The 24,082-nt window shown below is 38.3% G+C and carries 22 protein-coding genes and 1 other annotated feature; of the genes, 8 read left to right on the top strand and 14 right to left on the bottom strand.

The annotated features are described in order from the left end of the window. Positions 1 to 9: 9 nt before the first annotated feature. The 8 genes from RU93_RS04975 to RU93_RS05010 all read right to left on the bottom strand — a co-directional run bounded on the left by RU93_RS04975 (position 10) and on the right by RU93_RS05010 (position 8,216). A complete protein-coding gene (locus tag RU93_RS04975) occupies positions 10 to 1,797 on the bottom strand; it encodes a glycoside hydrolase family 35 protein (protein WP_071874512.1) in 1,788 nt (595 codons plus the stop codon). A 66-nt stretch (positions 1,798 to 1,863) separates the two neighbouring features. Then, a complete protein-coding gene (gene lacD / locus RU93_RS04980; RefSeq protein ID WP_071874513.1) occupies positions 1,864 to 2,856 on the bottom strand; it encodes a tagatose-bisphosphate aldolase in 993 nt (330 codons plus the stop codon). 27 nt (positions 2,857 to 2,883) lie between these two features. Beyond that, positions 2,884 to 4,059 (bottom strand): SIS domain-containing protein, encoded by a 1,176-nt coding sequence (locus RU93_RS04985; protein ID WP_071874514.1) that lies wholly within the window; start codon positions 4,057 to 4,059, stop codon positions 2,884 to 2,886. A gap of 199 nt (positions 4,060 to 4,258) precedes the next feature. Next, a complete protein-coding gene (locus RU93_RS04990; protein WP_071874515.1) occupies positions 4,259 to 4,666 on the bottom strand; it encodes a PTS sugar transporter subunit IIA in 408 nt (135 codons plus the stop codon). 23 nt (positions 4,667 to 4,689) lie between these two features. Then, positions 4,690 to 5,499 (bottom strand): PTS system mannose/fructose/sorbose family transporter subunit IID, encoded by an 810-nt coding sequence (locus RU93_RS04995; protein WP_071874516.1) that lies wholly within the window; start codon positions 5,497 to 5,499, stop codon positions 4,690 to 4,692. Next, complete coding sequence (locus RU93_RS05000; protein ID WP_071874517.1) at positions 5,486 to 6,373, bottom strand: PTS mannose/fructose/sorbose/N-acetylgalactosamine transporter subunit IIC; 888 nt, start codon at positions 6,371 to 6,373, stop codon at positions 5,486 to 5,488. The genes RU93_RS04995 and RU93_RS05000 overlap by 14 nt, the downstream gene beginning before the upstream one ends. Positions 6,374 to 6,387: 14 nt before the next feature. Continuing rightward, the gene (locus RU93_RS05005) at positions 6,388 to 6,867 is read right to left on the bottom strand and encodes a PTS sugar transporter subunit IIB (protein ID WP_071874518.1); all 480 of its coding nucleotides are present in this window, start codon (positions 6,865 to 6,867) and stop codon (positions 6,388 to 6,390) included. A 464-nt stretch (positions 6,868 to 7,331) separates the two neighbouring features. Beyond that, positions 7,332 to 8,216 (bottom strand): homoserine O-succinyltransferase, encoded by an 885-nt coding sequence (locus tag RU93_RS05010; protein ID WP_071874519.1) that lies wholly within the window; start codon positions 8,214 to 8,216, stop codon positions 7,332 to 7,334. Between the two features lie 156 nt (positions 8,217 to 8,372). Next, positions 8,373 to 8,618: a binding site (T-box leader), on the top strand. Between the two features lie 59 nt (positions 8,619 to 8,677). Here RU93_RS05010 and RU93_RS05015 point away from each other — a divergent pair. Further along, a complete protein-coding gene (locus tag RU93_RS05015) occupies positions 8,678 to 9,802 on the top strand; it encodes a 5-methyltetrahydropteroyltriglutamate--homocysteine S-methyltransferase (protein ID WP_071874520.1) in 1,125 nt (374 codons plus the stop codon). Between the two features lie 27 nt (positions 9,803 to 9,829). Next, positions 9,830 to 11,104: an O-acetylhomoserine aminocarboxypropyltransferase/cysteine synthase family protein gene (locus RU93_RS05020; RefSeq protein WP_071874521.1), complete on the top strand. Its 1,275-nt coding sequence runs from the start codon at positions 9,830 to 9,832 to the stop codon at positions 11,102 to 11,104. Between the two features lie 156 nt (positions 11,105 to 11,260). Here RU93_RS05020 and mnmG read toward each other — a convergent pair whose 3' ends face one another. Both mnmG and mnmE read right to left on the bottom strand, forming a co-directional pair. After that, positions 11,261 to 13,156 carry a tRNA uridine-5-carboxymethylaminomethyl(34) synthesis enzyme MnmG gene (mnmG, locus tag RU93_RS05025; RefSeq protein WP_071874522.1) on the bottom strand — a complete coding sequence of 632 codons (1,896 nt, stop codon included), beginning with the start codon at positions 13,154 to 13,156 and terminating at the stop codon, positions 11,261 to 11,263. 18 nt (positions 13,157 to 13,174) lie between these two features. Beyond that, on the bottom strand, positions 13,175 to 14,572 hold the full coding sequence (mnmE, locus tag RU93_RS05030) for a tRNA uridine-5-carboxymethylaminomethyl(34) synthesis GTPase MnmE (protein ID WP_071874523.1): 1,398 nt from the start codon (positions 14,570 to 14,572) through the stop codon (positions 13,175 to 13,177). Positions 14,573 to 14,791: 219 nt separating this feature from the next. On the opposite strand from mnmE, the gene RU93_RS05035 reads away from it, so the two are divergent. Further along, the gene (locus RU93_RS05035; protein ID WP_071874524.1) at positions 14,792 to 15,121 is read left to right on the top strand and encodes a heavy metal-binding domain-containing protein; all 330 of its coding nucleotides are present in this window, start codon (positions 14,792 to 14,794) and stop codon (positions 15,119 to 15,121) included. 75 nt (positions 15,122 to 15,196) lie between these two features. Here RU93_RS05035 and jag read toward each other — a convergent pair whose 3' ends face one another. The 4 genes from jag to rpmH form a co-directional block, all read right to left on the bottom strand. Further along, positions 15,197 to 15,928, bottom strand: a complete 732-nt coding sequence (gene jag / locus RU93_RS05040) for an RNA-binding cell elongation regulator Jag/EloR (RefSeq protein ID WP_071874525.1) — start codon at positions 15,926 to 15,928, stop codon at positions 15,197 to 15,199. 41 nt (positions 15,929 to 15,969) lie between these two features. Continuing rightward, the gene (locus RU93_RS05045; RefSeq protein ID WP_071874526.1) at positions 15,970 to 16,794 is read right to left on the bottom strand and encodes a membrane protein insertase YidC; all 825 of its coding nucleotides are present in this window, start codon (positions 16,792 to 16,794) and stop codon (positions 15,970 to 15,972) included. 21 nt (positions 16,795 to 16,815) lie between these two features. Continuing rightward, complete coding sequence (gene rnpA / locus RU93_RS05050; protein WP_071874527.1) at positions 16,816 to 17,154, bottom strand: ribonuclease P protein component; 339 nt, start codon at positions 17,152 to 17,154, stop codon at positions 16,816 to 16,818. A 118-nt stretch (positions 17,155 to 17,272) separates the two neighbouring features. Continuing rightward, positions 17,273 to 17,407 carry a 50S ribosomal protein L34 gene (rpmH, locus tag RU93_RS05055; protein ID WP_071874528.1) on the bottom strand — a complete coding sequence of 45 codons (135 nt, stop codon included), beginning with the start codon at positions 17,405 to 17,407 and terminating at the stop codon, positions 17,273 to 17,275. A 529-nt stretch (positions 17,408 to 17,936) separates the two neighbouring features. On the opposite strand from rpmH, the gene dnaA reads away from it, so the two are divergent. The 5 genes from dnaA (at position 17,937) to gyrB (ending at position 24,077) form a co-directional block, all read left to right on the top strand. Further along, positions 17,937 to 19,274 (top strand): chromosomal replication initiator protein DnaA, encoded by a 1,338-nt coding sequence (dnaA, locus tag RU93_RS05060; protein WP_071874529.1) that lies wholly within the window; start codon positions 17,937 to 17,939, stop codon positions 19,272 to 19,274. A 160-nt stretch (positions 19,275 to 19,434) separates the two neighbouring features. After that, positions 19,435 to 20,565, top strand: a complete 1,131-nt coding sequence (dnaN, locus tag RU93_RS05065) for a DNA polymerase III subunit beta (protein ID WP_071874530.1) — start codon at positions 19,435 to 19,437, stop codon at positions 20,563 to 20,565. Between the two features lie 215 nt (positions 20,566 to 20,780). Next, entirely contained in the window at positions 20,781 to 21,020 is a 240-nt protein-coding gene (gene yaaA, locus RU93_RS05070) for a S4 domain-containing protein YaaA (protein WP_071874531.1), read from the top strand. Next, entirely contained in the window at positions 21,007 to 22,131 is a 1,125-nt protein-coding gene (gene recF / locus RU93_RS05075; RefSeq protein WP_071874532.1) for a DNA replication/repair protein RecF, read from the top strand. Before yaaA ends, recF begins: the two co-directional genes overlap by 14 nt. After that, positions 22,128 to 24,077, top strand: coding sequence for a DNA topoisomerase (ATP-hydrolyzing) subunit B (gyrB, locus tag RU93_RS05080; RefSeq protein WP_071874533.1), 1,950 nt, complete (start codon positions 22,128 to 22,130; stop codon positions 24,075 to 24,077). The genes recF and gyrB overlap by 4 nt, the downstream gene beginning before the upstream one ends. The last annotated feature ends 5 nt before the right edge of the window (positions 24,078 to 24,082 follow it).

Consider the following 24,082-nt stretch of genomic DNA (forward strand, 5'->3'; position numbering starts at 1 on the left):
TATCAGACATTATCTTTCATATAAAGACGTTTCTACTAAGTCGTATTGCGGCGTTTTTGTAAAACGTAATGTTTCAGCAAACTTGCCTTCCGTTTCAAAAATAATCACTTCATTTTCTTTCTGTAAAAACCCTTTTGGAATATACAATGACTGCTGGGCACCTTTATGCCAAAAACGTCCAATATGATGGCCATTTACTAGTACAATCCCTTTACCAAACTCTTGTAGGTTAATAAACGTATCCGCTAATTCTTCTAATGTGAAACGATATTGATAAAAAGCTGGTTGCCCCGCTTGCCACTCTTGTGAAAAATCAATCGTGAACGGTTTATCAAATGACAAACAATAGTGATCCCACTCTAACATAAAATGCAAATCACTCATCACCCCTTGGCGAATCCCTTTGCGCTGCGTCTCGGCCAACAATTTATGTCCGTAATTGACGCGACTCATATTCTCAACTAAAATATCTAATTGATTTTCTTCGTCTATCAAAGAAACAAAGAGATCTTCCCCAATCTGTTCTTGGTATTGGGTCGCAATATGCTCACCATTTACAAAAACTTGCGCACGGTCACGCCCATCAATGATACGTAATCGCTGATTATCCATCTCTTTTTGCAAGGTCGTTCGATAAAAAAGATAGCCATATGCTTGTCCCAACTCTTCCATCGTTTGCGGATACTTCGATGTTACTTTTTGACTGATCTCATCAATCACGGATACGAGACTCACTTTGTTCGTCAATGGGACATTCTCTAAAGCGAAACTCGTTTTAATGAGTGGCTCCATCTGAACGATTTCAGGAAACATCTCATGAACCATTTTTTGAATCGCATAATATTTTTCAGTCGGATTCCCCTGCTCGTCCAGTGGCGCCCCGTAATCATACGAGGTAATCTGTGGGAGATCTCTTGTTCCACGAGCTGAACAGCCATTCATAAAGCCAAAGTTTGTTCCTCCATGAAACATATACAGATTCACACTACCGATTTCCAACACTTCTTTTAATGCTTCGACCAATTCATCGGTTTCTCTCGTCACAATGGGTTCTCCCCAGCGGTTAAACCACCCATCCCAAAATTCCATACACATCAGTGGCCATTTTTTGTGATAAGATTCGTGAAATTTCTTTAATTCTGCAAAATTAGCTTTGCCTTTTGAGCCAAAATTCCCAGTTGGTAACACGCCTTCTTCGACCATACTACCTGCGCGTAATGTTGCTAGCCAAGAACCATCTGAAGTGAAGAATGGGACATTGACACCACAATCTTCCATGATTTGCTTAATCGCTTTTAAATAGTCCTTATCTTCCCCATATGAACCATATTCATTTTCAATTTGCATCATCAAAATCGGACCGCCATGAGTCACTTGTAAGGGAACGACCTTTTCTAACAATTCCTCGTAATAACGACGTACATAGGTTAAAAATACCGGATCACTGGAACGAATACGGCAGTTTTTTTCTAGCAACCATGCCGGTAATCCACCAAATTCCCATTCGGCACAAATATACGGAGTCGGTCGTAAAATAACATATAGCCCAACTTCTTGCGCTAATTGAATAAAAGAGACCACATCACTAAATCCAGTGAATGTAAAGGTTCCCTCTTCTTTTTCATGCATATTCCAAGGAACATACGTCTCAACCGTATTAAATCCCAACGCTTTTAAATTGTATAAGGAATGATACCACTCATCAGGATGAATTCGAAAATAATGAATGGCTCCCGATAAGATTTTAAATGGCTCTCCATCTAACATAAATTCTTCTTTTATTTCAAAAGTCGTCATTTTTAGGCTCCTCTCGTTAGTAAAAGGGAATGATAACAGCGACTGTTTTCATCCCCTTCTTTTTCACTAATCACATATTTTCACTTTATCATGCCACGAACTCGCCGTTTGTGCGACGACGCGATTTAAAGACTCAATATTCTCTCGTCCTTGTGTTTGTAACCATTCTCGAGTTGCTGCTTCTCCTTCTTTAATGAACGGCTCTACGCCATTTTTCCACGTTGCACGACCGCATAATACTCCATTAAAAGTCGAACCGGCTTCTTTCGCAAATCTTAGTGTCTCTTGGAATAACGCTGCCGAAACGCCCGCACTCAAGAAAATGAATGGTAAGTTCGTAGCATCGCTTTGTTCTTTAAATAAGCGCAGTGCTTCTTCACGGGTATAAACAACCTCACCCTCAGCGAAGCCTTCGACGTAATTCATATTCACCGGAACTTCCACTTTTAAGACATCAACTTTATATTGTGGTTTCGAAAATTCACGCATCATCGCATTGACTTTGTGTCCTTTCACTCGAGCAAATGCGACGGATTGATTGTCGGAAATGGTCGCATCATAAGATAACAGTTCCAAATAAAAGGGTAAGTCTTCTGCTAAACATTCACTTCCTAGACGCTCAATAAACACATGTTTTTTATGGTTAATCGCCGGATCTTCATCGACATCATAATAAAGTAAGAACTTTATCGCATCTGCTCCTTGTTCTTTCAAACGAATAACAGACCAATCTTCTAGTAAATCAGGGAGTCTTCCAGGAGTCGTAGCATCATAACCTGTTTTTTCATAGGCTAACAACAACCCTGCTTCTTCATGACGTGCACGGGTAGCTGGTAAACCATATTCAGGGTCTAACAAAATCGATGATGCATAAGGCGTTAGTTCTTCTGAGACAAGCGTCTTAAATGCCTCGATTTGCTCCCCTGTCGCTTCTTCCCCAAAAGCTTGAATCATTTTCTTCATCGCACCTCGTTGATCGATTGCGAGGGCGCCAATACGTCCGTCTTTTGTGGATAGTCGGTCCATTGCTGCTTTTTTTCCTTGCGTTAAATATAACATCTTGTCTCTCCTATCTCATTTGTTTTTTTATTGTTCATATGGATGAATCGTAACACCTTTAACGACTCGATTCACCGTTCCAGTCGGTGAAGGCGTATCTGGTGTATTGCCAACTTTTACGGATGACAATAGCGAAATCGTTTGGGCAAACAGAACATCTACTAAAGCAAGATAGCCATCGGGTAACAAGTCAGTCCCTGTTACAACTTCAAAACATTCCCCTGAAAAGTCGATTGTTCCTGGTTGACCGATACCGATTACTCCAGCAGCAATCTGATCGCCACTCACTTCTTCTAAGATGTCGCAGTCATATTGACGCGTGTAGGGTTGATTACTCATAAAAACAAAAATTAAGGTTTTCTCATTCACAAACGATTTGGGGCCATGACGAAATCCGAGCGAAGAGTCAAACACGGTCGTGATTTTTCCTGCGGTCAACTCTAATACTTTTAATTGAGCTTCGCGCGCAAGTCCTGCTAAGCTCCCAGATCCTAGATACACAATCCGATCAAATTCACGATCGACAAATGATTTAATCTCAGCTTCGCGCTGCAAGACTTCTTGACCTAGCGTCAGCATATTTTGTACATGTTTACTTTTTTCGAGTAATGAATAACGGGAATCAAAGACGAGTAGTGCGGTTAATGTCATACATGAAAAGCTCCCCGTCATGGCAAACCCTTTGTCATTGGAGTCTTCTGGCATCAGTAATAATAAGTTGCGTTCATCTCCAAGAGCAGCTTTTGCCAATGCACCTTCTTTCGCACAAGTAATCGTAATATGATAACTATTTTTAATGAGTTGATTGGCTAGTTTGACCGCTGCGACACTTTCCGGGCTATTCCCACTACGTGCAAATGAAACTAGAATCGTCGTATCATCGGGATTGAGATATTGTAACGGTGCGGCAACAATATCGGTCGTTCCAGCACTTTGAAATAAAAAGTTCTCGTGATCGCCGTATTCATTCAAATAAGGTACTAAAATATCACCCACATACTGAGAAGTGCCTGCACCGGTAAAAATAACTCGCACACGACTCGTTGTATTTTTTTTCACGCTCGCTAAAAATGACGTTACTCGTTCGTAGGCCTTTTCATAATTTTCTAACGTTTCTTGCCATAATTTGGGCTGTTGATGAATCTCGCTAGTCGTAATTTCAGCGCCCAACCTCGCTAGTTCTTCTTTCGTTAATTGATACATTTTTATCCCTCCATCGTCATCCTTTTTAAAAATTAACTGGTTACTACCACAATATGAGTTTACTATATTAAAAAATGATAGTCAACTTTAAAAAGGTTTATTATCGCGGTTCTCTCTTATTTTTATTTATTCATAAAAATATTATGAAAGAAACCACCTGCTAAGAAAGAACGCTCAGCAAGTGGTTGTCTCTTTGTTACTATTCGTCTTCGTCTTCATCATCCGTCATCGCAGCTAAGCGATCATTTATAAGTGAAATCCCTGCCTTTGATTCTTCGACAATGTCGCCTTTTGAGCCAATCATCTCACCATTAATATAACTGATGATCATTGGCATATTCATTCCTGAATATAATTCAAATGACCACCCTGTCATTAACAATTGGGTTGCCACATTGCATGGCGTTCCTCCTGCTAAATCACAAAAAATGGTAAAATCATCCAGGTTATGAAGCACGGATTCCAATTTTTCTTGAAATTCTTTGGGCCCTTCTGCAGGTAATAAACAGACTGAATGGATATTACTTTGTGGTCCCATAATCATTTCAGTACTCTGTTTTAAATGTTCACTAAACGTCCCATGACTGATTAAAACTAATTGGCTCATTTATATTACGCTCCTACTATTATTTATTTCGAAATCACACCTAATGCCGATAAAGCAATACAAACAAATAATACGATGAAAATCGCACGTGTTGCTGTCATATTTTTTCTACCTAGTAACCAGTACACACAGCCAACGATTGCTGCTGGGAATAAACGCGGTAAAATCATATCTAAGTTATTTTGGATGTTTAATGTTACATCCCCTAAACTTGGTGCCCAAGCAATTTTCACATTAATCATCGTTGCCACAAGGGCTCCTACCATGAATACTCCCATTAACGTTGCCGCATCAGTTAAAGCAGTTAAGCGATGTTGCATCGTGGTTACCAAACTCACACCTTCTTTGTAAGCAAATTCCAATTGCTTCCAACGGAATACAATCACTGCTAATTGAGCCGCAATCCAGATGAAAATGCCGACAGGATTCCCTTGAATCGCCATATTTGCTGCTAGTGCTCCAAAAATAGTTGGAATTAATGCCCCAAAAATGGAATCCCCAATTGCCGCAAAAGGTCCCATTAAACCAGCTTTAATCCCTGAAACCGTATCAATGCCATCAATACCTTCTTTTTCCTCAATCGCTAAGTCAATACCTGTTACAATCGTATTCAAAAAGTTCGAGGTATTGAAGAATTGCGAGTGCGCTTTCATTGCTGTCTTTAATTCTTCTGTCCCGTCACCGTACATCTTACGAAGCTGCGGTAAAATATGGTATAAGTAACCAGATCCTTGCATCCGCTCATAGTTCCATCCTAATTGGAATGTCAGGATATTTCTAAGGTTAATTTGTTTAAAATCCTCTTTTGTTAATTTATAATTAGATTTCGTCATCTTCGATTTCCCCCTCAACAGATGCTTGTGAAGCTCCTTGTGGTGCTACTGGTCCACCGATATTATTTTTGTAACTAATTGCAGCTAATGCAAAACCAATAATTGCAATTCCTAACATTGGCAATCCGTTAAAGATACCTGAAAATTCTTCGACAACCGTTGCCACACTTCCACCTAAGAACTGAATATTACCAAATACGGTCGTTAATAAGGCCGTGATAACAAAGCCTAATGCGAGATAAGGGAAGTGTTTTTTTACTGGTAAATAACGTAATAAAATTGCAAACCCGACAGCAGGTAACACTGCTCCTGCCACAGACAACCCGTCTCCTAACCATTTTAAATCACCGTTTAAAATCGCCACGACACTTTCAACTAATTCGCCACCAAAAGCTAATGCTAAAAATACTGGCAACATCCGAGAAAGAGACCATGGAATCGCACCTGCTAAATAATTTCGTTCAATCCCTTTATAGTTAAAGTTTTCAACGTGAGCATCAATCCGGTGCGCAAAATACGTATTCGTAAAGCGTCCTAAAATATCCATTTGAATCATTAATGCTGCTACTGGAACCGCAATTGTCGCAATCGCTTGTTCAGGATCCCAACCGAGTGACACAGAAAATGCTGTTGCTAAAACCGTTCCAGAGTTGGCATCAATCCGTGATGACCCTCCAAACGTCCCAACCCCTAAAATGGTTAGTTGCATGGCACCCCCAATTAATAATCCTGTTTTTAAATCGCCCATCACAAGCCCTGCAAAGAAACCTGCAAAAACGGGAGAACTGATTGAAGAATAAAACTGTAATTCATCGAGAATTTGATACCCTGCATATAATGATAATAATAATATCTGCCACCATTGAATCGCCATGTAATTTTCCCTCCTTATTTGTTTAACAGACTCATAAATTGCTCAATCCGATCATTTGGTACCATTTGTGAAACCAAGCGTACTCCTTTCTCATCTAATTTTTTAAATGCCTCTACATCCTCGTCTACAACATTAATCGATTTCGTAATCGAGCGTGTTTCAGGAGTTTGAGACATATTTCCCACGTTAATCTCTTCCAACTTCACACCATGTTCGACTAATTTTAATAAGCGATCTGGACGACGAGCAACAATGAGCAAACGTTGTGAATCATATTTCCCTGCTAAAATATTTTGTGCAGCTTTTTCAATCGGTAAAATACTCAATTTTACTCCCGCAGGTGTCGCTAGTTTTAATCCACTTTTTTCAATTGCGTTTTGAGCGACTTCATCATCCACCACCATGATACGAGTAATATTCAATTTGTTCGTCCATAAATTTGCCACTTGTCCGTGAATCAATCGACCATCAATCCGTACACCAATAATTGCCATAATCTTTTTCCTCCTGACTGATTTGCTATCTCGATAGCAACCAATTTAATCTGTTACTTACCTTTAAGAAAAGATAACGATTTCATTTTGATTCAAAAAAAGAATGCCGTTTGCTAAAGATAAAATAATTTTTGATACTCAATTGAAGAAATAAAAATAAAAGCGATAAAAAATGATTAGTCTGCTTGTCCTTTTTATTTTAAAATTGAGACCATTAAACCTTTCTATCTGGTAGTAACCACAACATAAGTATAAATTATCCTGGTAATTTGTCAATAGCTTTTCTTTAAAAATCAAAAAAATATAAAACGCATACATTTTTATCTTTAACCAATAAAAAAGAGAAACGTTTACTATTAATAAGCATTCGTTTCACTTTTTATATTTTTAAACTCTAATAAAATAGATTTCTCTCTCTTGATGAAGGAATCATGAACGGGTGTCTTCAAAGTTAACTACTGGTATTATATTTTTCTTTTATTCTTCACTAGTTGTGCTAACCAATTTTGATAAAATAACACTGACTCCGCGTGCCAACAAGGGGTAATGTTCTCATTTGGATCGTTATTTTTAAAATAATTTTCAGGCACATTCGGATTTAATCCTTTCAATAAATCACGGATATACTCGTTTTTTAACGTCTCTTTAGCATATTCCAAATGACCTAAGATGTAAATCGCTCTCAAGTTTTCAGAAGCTAGAATGGTCGGACCTAGTTCCTGACTTGAAGCGACCGCTGTTAAAGGACATTGGGCAAGTTGCTCTTGTTTGACTTGCGTATAGCGTGATTGCGGATAACAAAACGTTGTCGGGAATCCTTGAACGAGAGGATGTGCTTGATTCACTTCTTGCTTAAAGACACCTGAAAGCTTCTCTTTCAACAGGTATTTATCGACACCATAAGAATAATACAAGCCTGCCATGGCTCCCCAGCAGATATAAAGCGTTGAATGACTTTGCGTTTGACTCCACTCGATTATTTCGGTTAGCTCAGACCAATAATCCACTTCTTCAAAAGGAATGGTCTCGATTGGTGCTCCGGTAATGATAAAGCCATCAAAAGACTGATCTTTAAGATCTTGTATTGTATAATAATGGGTTTCTAAATGTTCTTTTTTAGTCGTTGTACTCTCGTAAGACCCCATTTTTATTAAATAAACGGCGATTGATTGTTGACTTTTTTCTAATAATCCAAATAATTGTTCTTCCGTGACTTCTTTTTGCGGCATTAAATTAACAATTCCAATTTTTATAGGCTGAGTGGATGGATGACTTGAAGGGTTGATTTGAATGACTTTCTCCTTCAACAAGCATTTTTTTACTTGAATTTCTCCATTTTCTAGCGACATCATCGTTCCTCCTTCATTAAAAAATCATTTTTTTCGTGAATTTCTAATCAAGTTATAATATTTAAATAGAATTGTCAATCGATTGATTTAAAAAACTTTTTTACCTTTTTTAATTGACAAATGATTTTTTTGCGGTATGATTGGTCTTACAAATATTAAAACACTATGAGAAAGAAAGTAAAATGATAAGAATTTTCTAACAGAAAGCTTCGGTAGCTGAGAAGAAGCGAAACATTCCTCATTTGAAAATGGCTTTTGAGTGGGTACTTCGAATTTTTTTAGAAGTACACGGAGGTTCCCGTTAAAAAAACAGCAATATCGCTTATTTGAGCCGTATTGATCGAGGTAAAAGTGGAAACTTTTACGAATTAAGGTGGTACCATGTATTCATACATCCTTAGAAGAGACAGTTGTCTTTTCTAAGGATTTTTTTGTTTTTTAAATTAAAGGAGGAATGACGGATGTGTCAAAATATTGTCAGTCGTAGTGAAATTGTCGGGAGCTTTTTACGCCCAGAAGCATTGAAAGTGGCGAGGGATGCCTACCAAAAAGGCGAGATTTCTCTTTCTGACTTAAAAAAAATTGAAGATCAAACCATTACGGAACTTGTCGCGAAACAAAAAGACGTTGGATTGACATATGTGAGTGATGGTGAATTTCGTCGTAGTTACTGGCATTTAGATTTTTTCTGGGGATTGAATGGTGTTGAGCATACAGTGAAGGAGCAAGGATATCTTTTTCACGGGGAAGAAACAAGACCAGACTCTGCGTGGTTAGTCGATCAAATTCGTTACAATCCCAATCATCCTGTTTTTGAAGAATTTACATTCCTCACGCAACTAGTCGACGCCAAGCATATACGACAAAGTATCCCTGCACCTGCACAACTATACGCCGAACTTGTGAGAGAAGATAATGCCGCTAAAATCGATCGTTATTATGCAGATCATGAAGCGTTGTACGAAGATATTATTCAAGCTTATCGAGAAACCATCTTACAGCTTTATGCACTTGGTTGTCGACATCTTAAATTAGATGATTGTACATGGGGATTTTTTGTTGATACGTCTTATGCTGAGATTTTAAACCTCGATCAATCAGCTTTAGATGCATTACAACAAGTCTACTTACGCCTAAACAATGGAGCCATCGCAGATTTACCTGAAGATTTGATTGTGACCACTCACGTCTGTCGGGGAAATTATCACTCCACATGGGCGATGGCTGGTGGTTATGAACCCATTGGAAACACACTTTTAGCGAATGAACATGTCGATGCGTTCTTTTTAGAATTCGATGACGAACGTGCCGGTGATTTTGAACCGTTACGATTTTTACCTGAAGGCAAGAAAGTTGTTTTAGGTTTAGTGACAAGTAAATCTGGGGAGTTAGAAGAAAAAGAAAGCATCATTTCACGGATTCACGAAGCCAGTCAGTACGTTCCATTAGAACAAATTTATCTTAGTCCACAATGTGGCTTTGCCTCTACCGAAGAAGGCAATATTTTAACAGAGGAAGCCCAATGGCAAAAAATTCAGTTAATCAACGACATTACGGAAACTGTCTGGGGTCAGACATCAAAATAAAAACTTTTATCTGAGGAGGAAAACAATATGACAAAACAACATTTCGAAACAATTCAATTACACGGTGGCCAAACAATTGATCAGGAAACAGGAAGCCGAAGTGTCCCTCTTTATCAAACGACATCTTTCGTTTTTGACAGTGCAGAACAAGCAGCCAATCGGTTTAATTTAAGTGATGCTGGGAATATTTATACTCGAATTACGAATCCCACGACTGCTGTTTTAGAAGAGCGCCTGGCTTTACTTGAAGGTGGAGTTGGGGCAGTCGCTACCGCTTCTGGTTCGGCAGCCATTACGTATGCGATTTTAAATATTGCTTCCGCCGGCGACAATATTGTCTCTGCTAAAAGCATTTACGGTGGTTCGTATAACTTATTTGCGCATACCCTACCAGAATTTGGCATTACGACTACTTTTGTTGATGCAGATGAACCAACGAATGTTAAAGAGGCGATTACCGAGCAGACGAAAGCCATTTTCCTCGAGTCTTTAGGAAATCCGGATATTACCATTGCAGACATTGAAGCCATTGCTCAAATTGCGCATGAAGCGGGTATTCCTTTAATTGTTGATAATACGTTTGCGACAGCTTATTTGTTTAGACCTTTTGAATACGGGGCCGATATCGTTGTCTATTCCACGACCAAATATATCGGCGGCCACGGCGTAGCAATGGGTGGCGCGATTATTGATGCCGGAACCTTTAACTGGGATAATGGTAAATTCCCGCGTCTTGTGGAACCAGACGCAAGTTATCATGGGATTTCATGGGTCAAAGATGTCGGTGCTGCTGCTTATATTACCCGTGTGCGGACAGTCCTTTTACGCGATACAGGTGCTTGCGCCTCACCTTTTAACTCATGGTTATTATTATTAGGGTTAGAAACGCTCTCGCTTCGATTAGAAAGACATGTTGAAAATGCCCAAAAAGCAGCAGAGTTTTTGGAAAATCATCCAAAAGTGGCTTGGGTCAATTATCCAGGACTGAAAAGTAATCCTTACTACGAGTTGGCTCAAAAATATTTCCCGAAAGGCTCAAGTGCTATTTTCACCTTTGGCTTAAAAGCCGGTGGTGAAGCAAGTAAAGCATTCATTGATCATATTGAATTATTCTCTTTATTGGCCAACGTTGGTGATGCTAAATCATTAATTATCCATCCTGCCTCCACGACGCATTCTCAACTCTCTGAAGAGGAGTTACTCGCTGCAGGAATTAAACCAGAAACGATTCGTTTATCGATTGGACTAGAACATATTGATGACATTATTGCTGATTTGACTCAAGCATTAGATAAAATCTAAAAGTTGTTCCACGTGAAACAAGCCACTATTCAATTCCCAACATCATGGGTTGAATAGTGGCTTGTTCGATTTTCGTACAAAAAATAAAAAATAATCGCTATTTAAATAATGATTTTATTCGAAAGAGTATCTCCAAAAAATAACATTAACGAATCATTACTCCGCTGTTTTCGCAATTTTTCCATTTTCGATATAGACCATTAAAATACTCAAATCTGCGGGATTCACGCCGCTAATACGACTCGCTTGTGCAATCGTTTCTGGTTGGATTTTTTGTAGTTTTTGACGTGCTTCTGTTGCTAAACCATTAATCGCTGCATAATCAATCCGTTCTGGAATTCGTTTCGCTTCCATTCGTTTCAATTTATCCACTTTTTCCATCGCTTTTTTGATGTAGCCTTCGTACTTAATTTGGATCTCAAGTTGCTCAATTTCGCGATTCGTTAATGTTTCTCCTGCTGGAATAAAGGCTAGTAAATCATTGTAGCGAATTTCAGGTCGGCGCAAAATTTCACTCGCTAAAATACCATCTTTTAAGGCTGCAGAATCAATCGTTGCTAGGAACGCCTGGAATTCTTTCGTCGGTTTCATGCGAATTTTTTTCAATCGTTGCATTTCTTTTTCAACCGCTGTTTTTTTCTTGCGATAAGCAGCATATTGTTCCTCTTTCACAAGACCAATCTCGTAGCCCAGTTCCGTTAAACGTAAGTCAGCATTGTCATGACGCAAAATCAAACGGTATTCCGCACGAGAGGTTAATAAGCGATACGGCTCGGTCGTACCTTTTGTCACGAGATCATCAATCATCACGCCGATATAACCATCGCTACGTTTTAACACGAGTGGTTCTTTTCCTTGGATTTTTAAGGCCGCGTTAATCCCCGCCATTAATCCTTGGCTCGCCGCCTCTTCATAACCACTTGTTCCATTTGTTTGTCCAGCTGTATATAGATTTTCAATAACCTTCGTTTCTAATGTAGGGCGTAATTGATGAGGGACGACAACGTCATATTCAATCGCATAGCCTGTGCGCATCATTTGTGCGTTCTCTAAGCCCGCAATCGAATGTAAGACATCCATTTGGACATCTTCTGGTAGAGAAGAAGACAGTCCTTGTACATAGACTTCTTCCGTTTGACGGCCTTCAGGTTCTAAAAAGATCTGGTGACGGTCTTTATCGGCAAAACGAACAATTTTATCTTCAATTGACGGACAATAACGTGCACCCACACCTTCAACTAAGCCAGTAAACATCGGTGCGCGATGTAAATTATCTTGAATAATTTGGTGTGTTGAAGGATTTGTATACGTCAACCAGCATGGAATTTGATTTTGTAAGTACGCACTATCTGGGGTACTAAAACTAAAGTGATTCGCTTCTTCATCTCCCGGTTGAATTTCCGTTACGGAATAATCAATTGAGCTCGCTTTTATTCTTGGAGGCGTACCTGTCTTAAAGCGTTCAATTTCTAACCCTAGTTCTTTTAAATGATCCGCTAACGCAATCGATGGTTGGGAATTATTCGGCCCAGATGAATATTTTAATTCGCCAATAATAATTTCGCCACGCAAAGCTGTTCCTGCAGTAATAATCACTGCTTTTGAACGATACATGCCACCAGTAGAAGTAATGACGCCACGACAAATCCCATCTTCCACAATCAGGCGATCCACAATGCCTTGACGAAGCGTTAAATTGTCTTCTTTTTCAATCGTTGCTTTCATTTGAGTAGCGTAGGCATGCTTATCGGCTTGTGCACGGAGCGCACGAACGGCCGGACCTTTACCCGTATTAAGCATCCGCATTTGAATATAGGTTTTATCGATGTTTTTTCCCATCTCACCGCCTAAAGCATCAATTTCACGGACAACAACGCCTTTAGCTGGTCCTCCAAGCGAAGGATTGCAAGGCATAAACGCGACCATTTCTAAACTTAATGTGATGAGCATCGTTTTTAAGCCCATACGACTTGCTGCCAGTGCGGCTTCAGAACCTGCATGTCCAGCGCCTACAACAATAACATCATATGTTTCTCCTTGATAAAAATTCATGAATTGGTTCTTCCTTCCTTATTTCCCTAAGCAAAATTGACTGAATAATTGTGTGATGAGTTCATCTTGTACACTATCGCCGACAACTTCTCCTAAATAATCCCAGCAACGCGTCATATCCATTTGTACAAGATCGACCGGCATCCCTGCTTCAATCCCAGTCATCACTTCATCTAAAGCTTGAACTGCCTTTTCTAGTAAAGCAATGTGGCGAGTGTTCGATAGATAAGAGGCGTCTTTTTCACCCGTTTCTCCAGCAAAAAATAGCATTGCAATAGCGTTTTCTAAGGCGTCTAGTCCTTCACTTTCTAAAACAGAAATTGAATAAATAGGAGTCTCTCCTACGAGAGATTTGAGGTCTTTTCGATCTAATTTTGCTGGCAAGTCCGTTTTATTCAATAAAATAATCCGTTTACTGGTCGCACTCGCTTCGATAATTTGTTTATCTTCTATCGTTAGTTCTTCACTTTGATTTAAAACTAATAAAATCAAATCCGCTTCCGATAACGCTTTTCGACTCCGCTGTACCCCAATTTTTTCAACGGCATCTTCGGTCTCCCGAATTCCTGCAGTATCAATTAATTTAAGCGGTACACCGCGAACATTGACATATTCTTCGATGACATCGCGTGTCGTTCCCGCGATATCAGTCACAATCGCTTTTTCTTCTTGTAATAGATAATTTAATAAACTTGATTTCCCAACGTTTGGTCGACCAATAATTGCCGTACTTAGTCCTTCACGCAATATTTTTCCTTGTTGTGCACTCCTTAATAACGTCTCAATTTGCTGGCGAACCTGCTGTGTTTTCTCGATTAACAATTGCGTTGTCATCTCTTCAACGTCATCGTATTCCGGATAGTCAATATTGACTTCCACTTGGGCTAAGGTCGCTAAAATTTCTTGACGTAAGGCACGAATTAACGTCGATAATCGTCCATCTAATTGATTTAAGGCTAAATGCATCGCACGATCGGTTTTCGCACGAATCAGATCCATCACCGCTTCTGCTTGAGATAAATCCATCCGGCCATTTAAAAAGGCGCGCTTCGTAAACTCACCCGGCTCTGCTAAACGAGCACCTTGTCGCAAAAGGAGTTGTAAGATTTGGTTTACAACAACAATCCCACCGTGACAGTTAATTTCGACGACATCTTCTCTCGTAAACGTCTTAGGTTCACGCATCACTGAAACCATGACTTCATCGATTAATTGTTCATTTACAGGATCTACTAAGTGACCATAGTGAATCGTGTGTGTCGGCGCTTCTTGCAGCCGTTTTTGTCCTTGACGATAAATACGATCCGCAATCTGTATCGCCTCATCGCCACTCAAACGAACAATACTGATGGCTCCCTCACCAGGTGGCGTAGAAATCGCTGCAATCGTATCAAATTCTTGGGTAAACTTTGCCAATGAAAACTCCTCCTCATTTTTTGCACAAAAAAAGTGCCCACTCCACCCCTTAACGAATTAAGAAGTAGACGTTGCACTTTGACTGCTAGTCTGATTGAATTCTTGTCATAGATTAGCATATTTTTTTTATCTTTACAAGTAAGCCTTCTTTTTTATTTTTTGCGAAAATGATAAAAAAACAGTAGAATGAAGGGAGTAATAGAGAAAGAAGGGATCTTCATGAAACAACGTTATTCATCTACGGATCAAAATCCACTCGATCATATTTTATTATCTACTGGAAACGTCAATCGTTCTTATCTCGTCCGCGATCTTGTTTTTGCGACGGATGAAAAAAAAATCCATTTATTTGCAAGTGACACTGACACGGATACTCTTTTCCACGACATTATCATCAAACTAAAAGAAAAAGCACATGAATACGGTGCCGATGCGATTATTAATTGTCATTTTTCCTATGAACAAGTAGGAACCAGAGAAGCGGCATCACTGCAAATTTTTGCCTATGGTACTATCGTTCAATTTAAACCCGCGACCATCGGAGGCTAAGTCGTCGACAATTCTTCCAAACAAAAAAGGCAGCAGATACGTGAGGTATTTGCTGCCTTTTTATTGTTTCTTATTTTAATAGTATTTTTTAGCTGGTTCAACGACTAAATAACGATAAGGTTCTTCACCTTCCGAATGTGTTTTAACGTAATCTTTCTTACTTAATGCCGCATGGATTTGTTTGCGCTCAAAAGCAGGCATTGGTTCTAGAAAAATTGGACGACCAGTACGATCCACTTTTTCTGCTGTACGTTCTGCTAAACGTTGTAAGATAGCTTGACGTTTCTCGCGATAATTCCCGACATTCACCACAATCGATAACTTGTTTTTTGCTACCCGGTGAATAAAGACTTGTGCTAGATATTGAATCGCATTTAACATTTTTCCATGTTTTCCGATCAATAAGCCTTGTTTTTCCGTATCTAATTGAAAAACAATTAAATGATCTTCATGGCTCATGGTCACCGTTGCGGGGGCATCCATTTGTTTCGTTATTTCCGCTAAATAAATCGCTAATTGTTTTAAGGCTTCCTCATTGTCTAAGGATTCAAGTGTTTGAGTTCTTGTGACAGGCGAGACTTCGTTTGCTGGCTTTTCTTCTTCGACGATTGTTTGGGATATTTCAGTTGTTTGTTGCTCGACTTCCTTTAATTCTAAAGAAACTTGAGCTTCTTTTTTCCCAATTCCTAAAAATCCTTTTTTACCTTGATCTAAGATTTTGATCGTAACTTGCTCTTTCGTTACTCCTAAAAGCTTTAAACCATGTTGAATTGCAGCTTCAATGGTCGTTCCTTCATAAACTGGCATCTCTTTAACTCCCCTCTACCTCAATGACTATTTTGACTATCTTACTTTTTTCTTTTTTTCTTTGGATTTTGTGCTCTTTCTAAAGCTCTCACACGTTCTCTTTCTTTTCTAGCCATTTCTTCTCGCTCTTTCATAATCTTAAAAGGATTATTAATTAAGAGCGTTTGAACGACTTGGAAAGCATTGGAGACAACCCAATATAAAGATAACGCACTTGGTAAATTAACCGCCATCACGAAAATCATGATAGGCATAACATAATTCATTACTTTCAAACTCGCATTTGATTCTACTTGACTCATACTTGATAAATAAGTACTAGCAAACGTTAAAATAGCTGCTAAAACCGGTAAAATAAAATAAGGATCTGGCTCCCCTAATATTTTTAACCATAAAAAGCTTCCTTCACGCAATTCAGGTACCCGAGAAATCGCTTGATAAATGGCCATTAAAATTGGCATTTGAACGAGTAATGGTAAACAACCTGCATAAGGATTTACGCCATATTCCGCGTACAATTTTTGTTGTTCTTCACGGAATTTTTGTTGCGTTTCAACATCTTTAGACGCATATTGTTGCTGTAATTGTTTAATTTTTGGTTGTAGCTCTTGCGTCTTACGCATACTTTTTGTTTGGAAATGCATTAATGGTAATAAAATGATACGGATGATAAGCGTAAATAAAATAATTCCGATTCCGCGACTCCCGCCAATCGAAAGTCCTTTGACCGCTTGAGCAAACAGGTAAACAATTTTTTCCCATACGCCAGTACTCGAAGCCGAAATTTCACTTGTTCCACAAGCAGATAACACCACAACAAAAACGAGCATTGTTGTCATCAATAATAGTTGCTTTTTTTTCTTCACACGAATAATTCCTTCCTTAAGCTATTTCATGACTTTTGCAAGCTTTAATACATGTTTTAAATTCGAGTATACTTCTTGAGAGGTTAATGTCGAAACAGATGGCCTAGCAATCACAATAAAATCGAGGTCCGGTTGAATCTCTTCCCGCAACTCAAAAATACTCGCCCGAATTTTTCTTTTCACATCATTACGTTTTACCGCATTGCCGACTTTCTTTCCAACAGAAATCCCAATTCGAAAATGAGGTTGATTTTCTTTTGGCAGCACATAGACGATAAAATTACGATTTGCTGATGATTTTCCCGTCGTAAAAACCTTTTGGAATTCTTTTTCTTTCTTTACTCGGTATGACTTTCTCATGCCTTTTCATCATTTCCTTCTACTTTGATACTCACTTGTCAATCATACCATAATTAAGGAAAAGGTAGGACCTTTTCCTTAAAAAAGTGTATAAAAAAAACCACTGTTTTGCAGTGGCTTATGCAGAAAGAACCTTTCTGCCTTTACGACGACGGCTAGCGATCACACGACGGCCGTTTTTAGTACTCATACGTTTACGGAAACCGTGAACTTTTGAATGTTTACGTTTACTTGGTTGATATGTTCTTTTCATACTTTTCACCTCCAAAAAGGAATTGCTATCGATACTTTTCGACATACCTTGATATTATAACGAACGGAGTAACCTTTTGTCAATAAAAAAATGGATTCTATTGATAGAATACCCTTCTTCAGTTATCCACATACGCTGGGATAGGCGTTCATCAGCCTGTGCGTGACACAAAAATAGTCTACTAGTTATCCTGGACTTCTTTGGTAGTTATCAACATCTCCACAAGCCTAAATAAGTTATGCACATCCCTGTTTTTATTTGTGCATAACTATCCAAAAAACTTGTTATACCAGCTTCATTTTTCCCGTTACGCCTGTTAACAACTTTTTACAATCGGTAGTTATGCACAAAAATATTGCTTTGTGGAAAAGTAGTTATCTTGCGTGTGTATAACTTTCTTTGGTTTTTTTGCACACTGTGGATACTATGAGAAATTTATTTTTATTTTCTTGTTTCTGTGGAAAACTTTTGTCATTCATGCTAAATTAGTACTATCTATCTTTATCTAATTCGTACAGGAGGACAAAATATGCCATCTCTTGAAACAATCTGGAGAGAATTGCAGGATAGTTATCGCAAAGAGATGAATCCAGTTAGCTATAATACTTGGATTGAACCTGCAAAACCTCTATCCTTTCAAAATAAACAACTCATTATTGAAGTACCAACCATGATTCAAAAAAATTACTGGGAAAAAAATCTAGCAAGCAAAATCTTAGAAACCTTCTATATGATGAGTGGGGAAGAAATTCTTCCCATTTTCGTCACACCAGATGAAGCGGAATCCCTTATGAAAGGGCAGAAAGAAAAACAACCTGAAGTCATCGAAGAAAGCAATCATAGTAAAGCCTTGTTGAATAATAAGTACACCTTTGATACTTTTGTTATTGGAAAAGGGAACCAAATGGCCCATGCTGCAGCGCTAGTCGTCGCAGAAGATCCGGGTTCCATTTATAATCCACTATTTTTCTATGGCGGAGTAGGATTAGGAAAAACGCATTTGATGCACGCGATTGGTCATCAAATGCTGTTAAAACGTCCTCATGCTAAAATTAAATATGTCAGTAGTGAGAATTTTACCAATGATTTTATTACTTCGATTCAAAAAAATCGCATGGAAGAATTCCGTAATGAATACCGTACCGTCGATTTATTATTAGTCGATGATATTCAATTCTTGGTCAACAAAGAAGGAACTCAAGAAGAATTCTTTAATACGTTTGAAGAACTTTATCGTAACAACAAGCAAATTGTCTTAACGAGTGATCGTTTACCTAATGAAATCCCTACACTTCCTCAACGACTCGTTTCACGTTTTGCCTGGGGCTTATCGGTTGACATCACGCCACCTGATTTAGAAACAAGAACCGCTATTTTAAGAAAAAAAGCCGAAGCAGAGAACCTAGAAATCCCTGATGATACATTGAGTTACATTGCGGGACAAATTGATTCAAATATTCGTGAATTAGAAGGAGCATTAGTGCGTGTTCAAGCCTTTGCAGCCATTCAAAGTGTTGATATTACAACAAGTCTAGCCGCAGAAGCCTTAAAAGCACTCAAATCAAGTCAACATTTAAGTCAAGTTTCGATTTTAAAAATTCAAGAAGATGTTGCCAAATATTATCATCTTCAAATTAAAGATTTAAAAGGCAAAAAACGGGTTAAAAATATCGTTGTTCCAAGACAAATTGCCATGTATCTCTCAAGAGAACTCACTGATAATTCTTTACCTAAAATTGGGGCAGAATTTGGTGGCAAAGATCATACAACGGTGATTCATGCGCATGAAAAAATTCAACGCTTGATGAAACAAGACCTCACGATTCAAAATGAGATTGCAGAAATCAAAGAAATCATTTTTAGCTAATGTGAATAACTCTACTAAATGAGACAAAGTTTTCCACACCTTATGCACAGGTGGAAAACTTTGTCTCCCTAGTCTAATCGGATGTTATCCACAATATTCACTGACCTACTACTACTACTAATTTTTTATTACTAATATATAACTAAAAGGAGATACCATCATGAAACTTACGATTCATCGAGGAACGTTTATTCAAGAGTTACAAACCGTACAACGAGCGATCGCTGCTAAAACAACAATTAATATCCTAACAGGAGTTAAAATTGATTTAAGTCATCAAGGACTTACGTTAACTGGAAGTAATGCTGAAATTTCTATTGAATCTTTTTTAAGTGTTGAAAATGAACAAGCACAAATGAAAATTGAAGAAGTCGGTTCAATCGTTTTACAAGCGCGTTTCTTTAGTGAAATTATTCGTCGTTTACCTGAAGATGAATTTACCTTAGAAGTAATTGAACAAAATCAAGTTGAAATTACATCTGGTAAAGCAAACTTTACAGTAAATGGTTTAGATGCCGATAATTATCCACATTTACCAGTCATTGATACGCAAAACCAAATTCAAATTCCCGTACACGTCTTAAATAAACTTATTAGTGAAACAGTTTTTTCAGTTTCGCAACATGAAAGTCGCCCTATTTTAACAGGTGTTCATTTTGTCTTAAGCAATCAAACATTACTAGCTGTTGCAACCGACTCACATCGTTTAAGTCAACGAAAAATTCCGCTAGAAAATACGAACGATGCTTTTGATATTGTGATTCCTGGAAAAAGTTTAACCGAACTTTCACGTTCACTCACGGATGAGGAAGAAGTCATTACAATTCGTATTATGGATAACCAAGTATTATTTGAAACGAAAACAATGAAATTTTATTCCCGATTATTAGAAGGAGCTTATCCTGATACGAATCGCTTGATCCCAACGAACTTTAATACAGTCATTGAATTTGAAGGCAAAGAATTTTTATCGGCCATTGATCGGGCATCTTTATTGTCACATGAAGGTCGCAATAACATTGTTCGTCTCCATATTGCAAGCGATGGTGTCATTTTATATGGAAATTCACCGGAAATCGGTAAGGTAGAAGAAAGTCTCAATTATAATCATGTTTCAGGAGAACCATTAGATATTTCTTTCAATCCAGACTATATGAAGGCTGCTTTACGAGCATTTGGCGATACGACGATTAAAATCCAATTTATTTCAGCGATCCGTCCATTTATTTTAGAACCGTCTGAAGGTCAAGGCGAATTTGTCCAATTAATTACACCAGTTCGCACGAATTAAGAGTTATTTTCAAGGTTCTAGAAAATTTTTGAAACAGCAACTGAAAATGAAAAAACGGCTTAAAATCGATTTTAAGCCGTTTTTTCGTTTTTTAATGAATTTCTCTAAAAGAATCTAAAGTTGCTAAAAAGCATATTTAACAGGCGAAATTTGTTTTATTTCCATTTTAGGAGTATAATAGAATCATGTACTCCGTAGAGAATTGAGGGTTAATAATGAAAATGAATATCTTTTTAAAAACCGAATATATGACACTTACGCAAATGCTGAAAGAAGCCAATATCATTAGCAGCGGTGGGCAAGGAAAATGGTACTTAGCTGAAAATACTGTTTTTGTCGATGGAGAGCCTGAGAATCGTCGAGGTCGAAAATTATATGCAGGCATGACAGTTGAGATACCTGGAGAGGGTATATTTTTTATGAAACAATACGGTCAAAACGATGAGACTGAATGAACTCCATGTGAAGAATTTTCGTAATTACGAAGATGTCCATCTAACCTTTCGTAAAGGATTGGTTATTTTTTTAGGAGAAAATGCTCAAGGAAAGACAAACTTACTTGAAAGTATTTTTGTTTTAGCCATGACGCGTAGCCATCGAACGTCTCAGGAACAAGAATTGATTGGTTGGAATCAAGAAAGTGCCTACATCAAAGGCGAGCTTCAAAAAAAACATGCGAATTTGCCTTTAGAAATTTTATTAACGAAAAAAGGACGTAAAACAAAAGTTAATCATATTGAGCAAAAGAAGTTGAGTAGTTATATTGGCCAAATGAATGTCATTTTATTTGCGCCAGAAGATTTGTCTTTAGTAAAAGGCAGTCCACAACTACGGCGCCGTTTTTTAGATATGGAAATTGGCCAAATCAATCCGATTTACTTATATGATTTGGTGCAATATCAAAAAATTTTAAAACAGCGGAACCACTATTTAAAACAATTAGCAGAAAAGAAACAGACTGACGAATTATATTTAGATATTTTAACTGAGCAACTGGTGGAATTTGGCAGTAAGATTTTTATCGCTAGGAAACACTTTGTTGAACGATTGCAACATTGGGCGAATCAATTACACAGCCAAATTAGTCAAGGGAAAGAGCAACTTCAATTGGAGTATGTTGCGAGTATCCCGTTGGTGGACCAAATGGATTTAGGTGCGATTCAACAGCAATTTACAGAGATATTAGCTAAAAATCGTGAAAAGGAACGGTTTCGTCAAATGACAACGGTCGGTCCTCATCGTGATGATTTATTTTTTTTGATTAATGGGAAAAATGTCCAAACTTTTGGTTCACAAGGACAACAAAGAACAACCGCCTTAAGTGTTCGGTTAGCAGAAATTGATTTGATTTACGAAGAGACTGGCGAGTACCCGATTCTTTTACTAGATGATGTGATGAGTGAATTAGACGATTCACGTCAACTCCATCTACTAAAAACAATCGAAGGGAAAGTTCAGACTTTTTTAACGACGACAACTTTAGAACATCTAAAACATAAAATGACGCTTGAACCAGAAATTTATTATGTTCAACAAGGTTTCATTAAAGGAGAGAAGACTGAGTGACTGAAGAAGAAAAAAATTTAGCCGAGCGCGCCAAAGAATATGATGCAAGTCAGATTCAAGTGCTAGAAGGTTTAGAAGCAGTAAGAAAACGTCCAGGAATGTATATTGGTTCTACCAGTTCAGAAGGATTACATCATTTAGTTTGGGAAATCGTCGATAACTCTATCGATGAGGCACTAGCCGGTTTTGCGACTAAAATCGAAGTCATAATCGAAAAAGATAATAGTATTACGGTGATTGATGATGGTCGTGGAATTCCTGTAGGGATTCAAGAAAAAACGGGACGTCCCGCGGTAGAAACGGTCTTTACCGTTCTTCATGCAGGAGGAAAATTCGGTGGTGGCGGATATAAAGTTTCCGGAGGACTCCACGGGGTTGGATCTTCTGTCGTCAATGCCTTATCTGAGATACTGGAAGTAAAAGTCTACAAAGACGGAAAAATCCATTATCAAAAATTTAATCGAGGAGCGGTAGATTCTGATTTAACCATCATTGGTGACACAACGCTTCACGGAACAGAGGTTCACTTCTTACCGGATTCAGAAATCTTTACCGAAACAACTGAATTCAATTTTGATAAGTTAGCGACTCGTATTCGAGAATTAGCCTTTTTGAATCGGGGATTAAATATTTCGATTAAAGATTGCCGTCCTGATGAACCTATTTTAAAAGAATTTTATTTTGAAGGCGGAATTAAAAGTTACGTGGAGCATTTAAACGGCCACAAAACAGTTTTATTCCCAGAACCCGTTTTTGTAGAAGGGGAACAACAAGGAATTATTGTTGAAGTCGCTTTACAATATACCGATGGTTACCATACGAATTTACTTAGCTTTGCGAATAATATTCATACTTACGAAGGTGGAACGCATGAGTCAGGCTTTAAAACGGCGTTAACTCGTGTCGTGAATGATTATGCGCGGAAGCAAAAAATAATGAAAGATAACGACGAAAACTTAACGGGAGAAGATGTCCGTGAAGGGTTAACAGTCGTGATTTCGATTAAACATCCAGATCCTCAATTTGAGGGACAAACCAAAACAAAATTAGGAAATTCTGAAGCTAGAACCGTTACGGATCGTCTTTTTTCTGAACATTTTTCAAAATTCCTAATGGAAAATCCAACAGTCGGTCGTCAAATTGTCGAAAAAGGAATTCTTGCGTCTAAAGCTCGTTTAGCTGCGAAAAGAGCGCGGGAAGTGACCCGTCGTAAAGGCGCGTTAGAAATTAGTAATTTACCTGGGAAATTAGCGGATTGTTCGAGTAAAGATCCAGTAAAAAGCGAATTATTCATCGTCGAAGGAGATTCGGCCGGTGGATCTGCAAAACAAGGTCGCAGCCGAGAATATCAAGCCATTTTACCGATTCGTGGGAAAATTTTAAACGTCGAAAAAGCGTCAATGGATAAAATATTAGCCAATGAAGAAATTCGAGCGTTGTTTACAGCAATGGGAACGGGCTTTGGCTCCGATTTTGATGTCGCAAAAGCTCGTTATCATAAATTAGTCATTATGACCGATGCGGACGTCGATGGTGCGCATATTCGAACATTATTACTGACGTTGTTCTACCGTTATATGCGTCCAGTCGTCGAAGCCGGTTACGTTTATATTGCCCAACCGCCTCTATACGGTGTCAAGCAAGGGAAAAACATTACGTATATTCAACCCGGAAAAGATGCAGAAGAACGTTTACAAGCCGTAGTCGATGCGCTACCAGCTTCTCCCAAAATCAGTGTGCAACGCTACAAAGGGCTAGGAGAAATGGATGATCATCAATTATGGGAAACGACGATGGATCCTGAAAGACGACTAATGTTACAAGTAACAGTTGATGACGCGATTGAAGCGGATCAAGTGTTTGAAATGTTAATGGGAGACAAAGTAGAGCCTCGTCGTGCTTTTATTGAAGAAAATGCACATTACGTGAAGAACTTAGATATTTAATGAAT

The organism is Enterococcus aquimarinus (assembly GCF_001885765.1).
Classification (GTDB): domain Bacteria; phylum Bacillota; class Bacilli; order Lactobacillales; family Enterococcaceae; genus Enterococcus_I; species Enterococcus_I aquimarinus.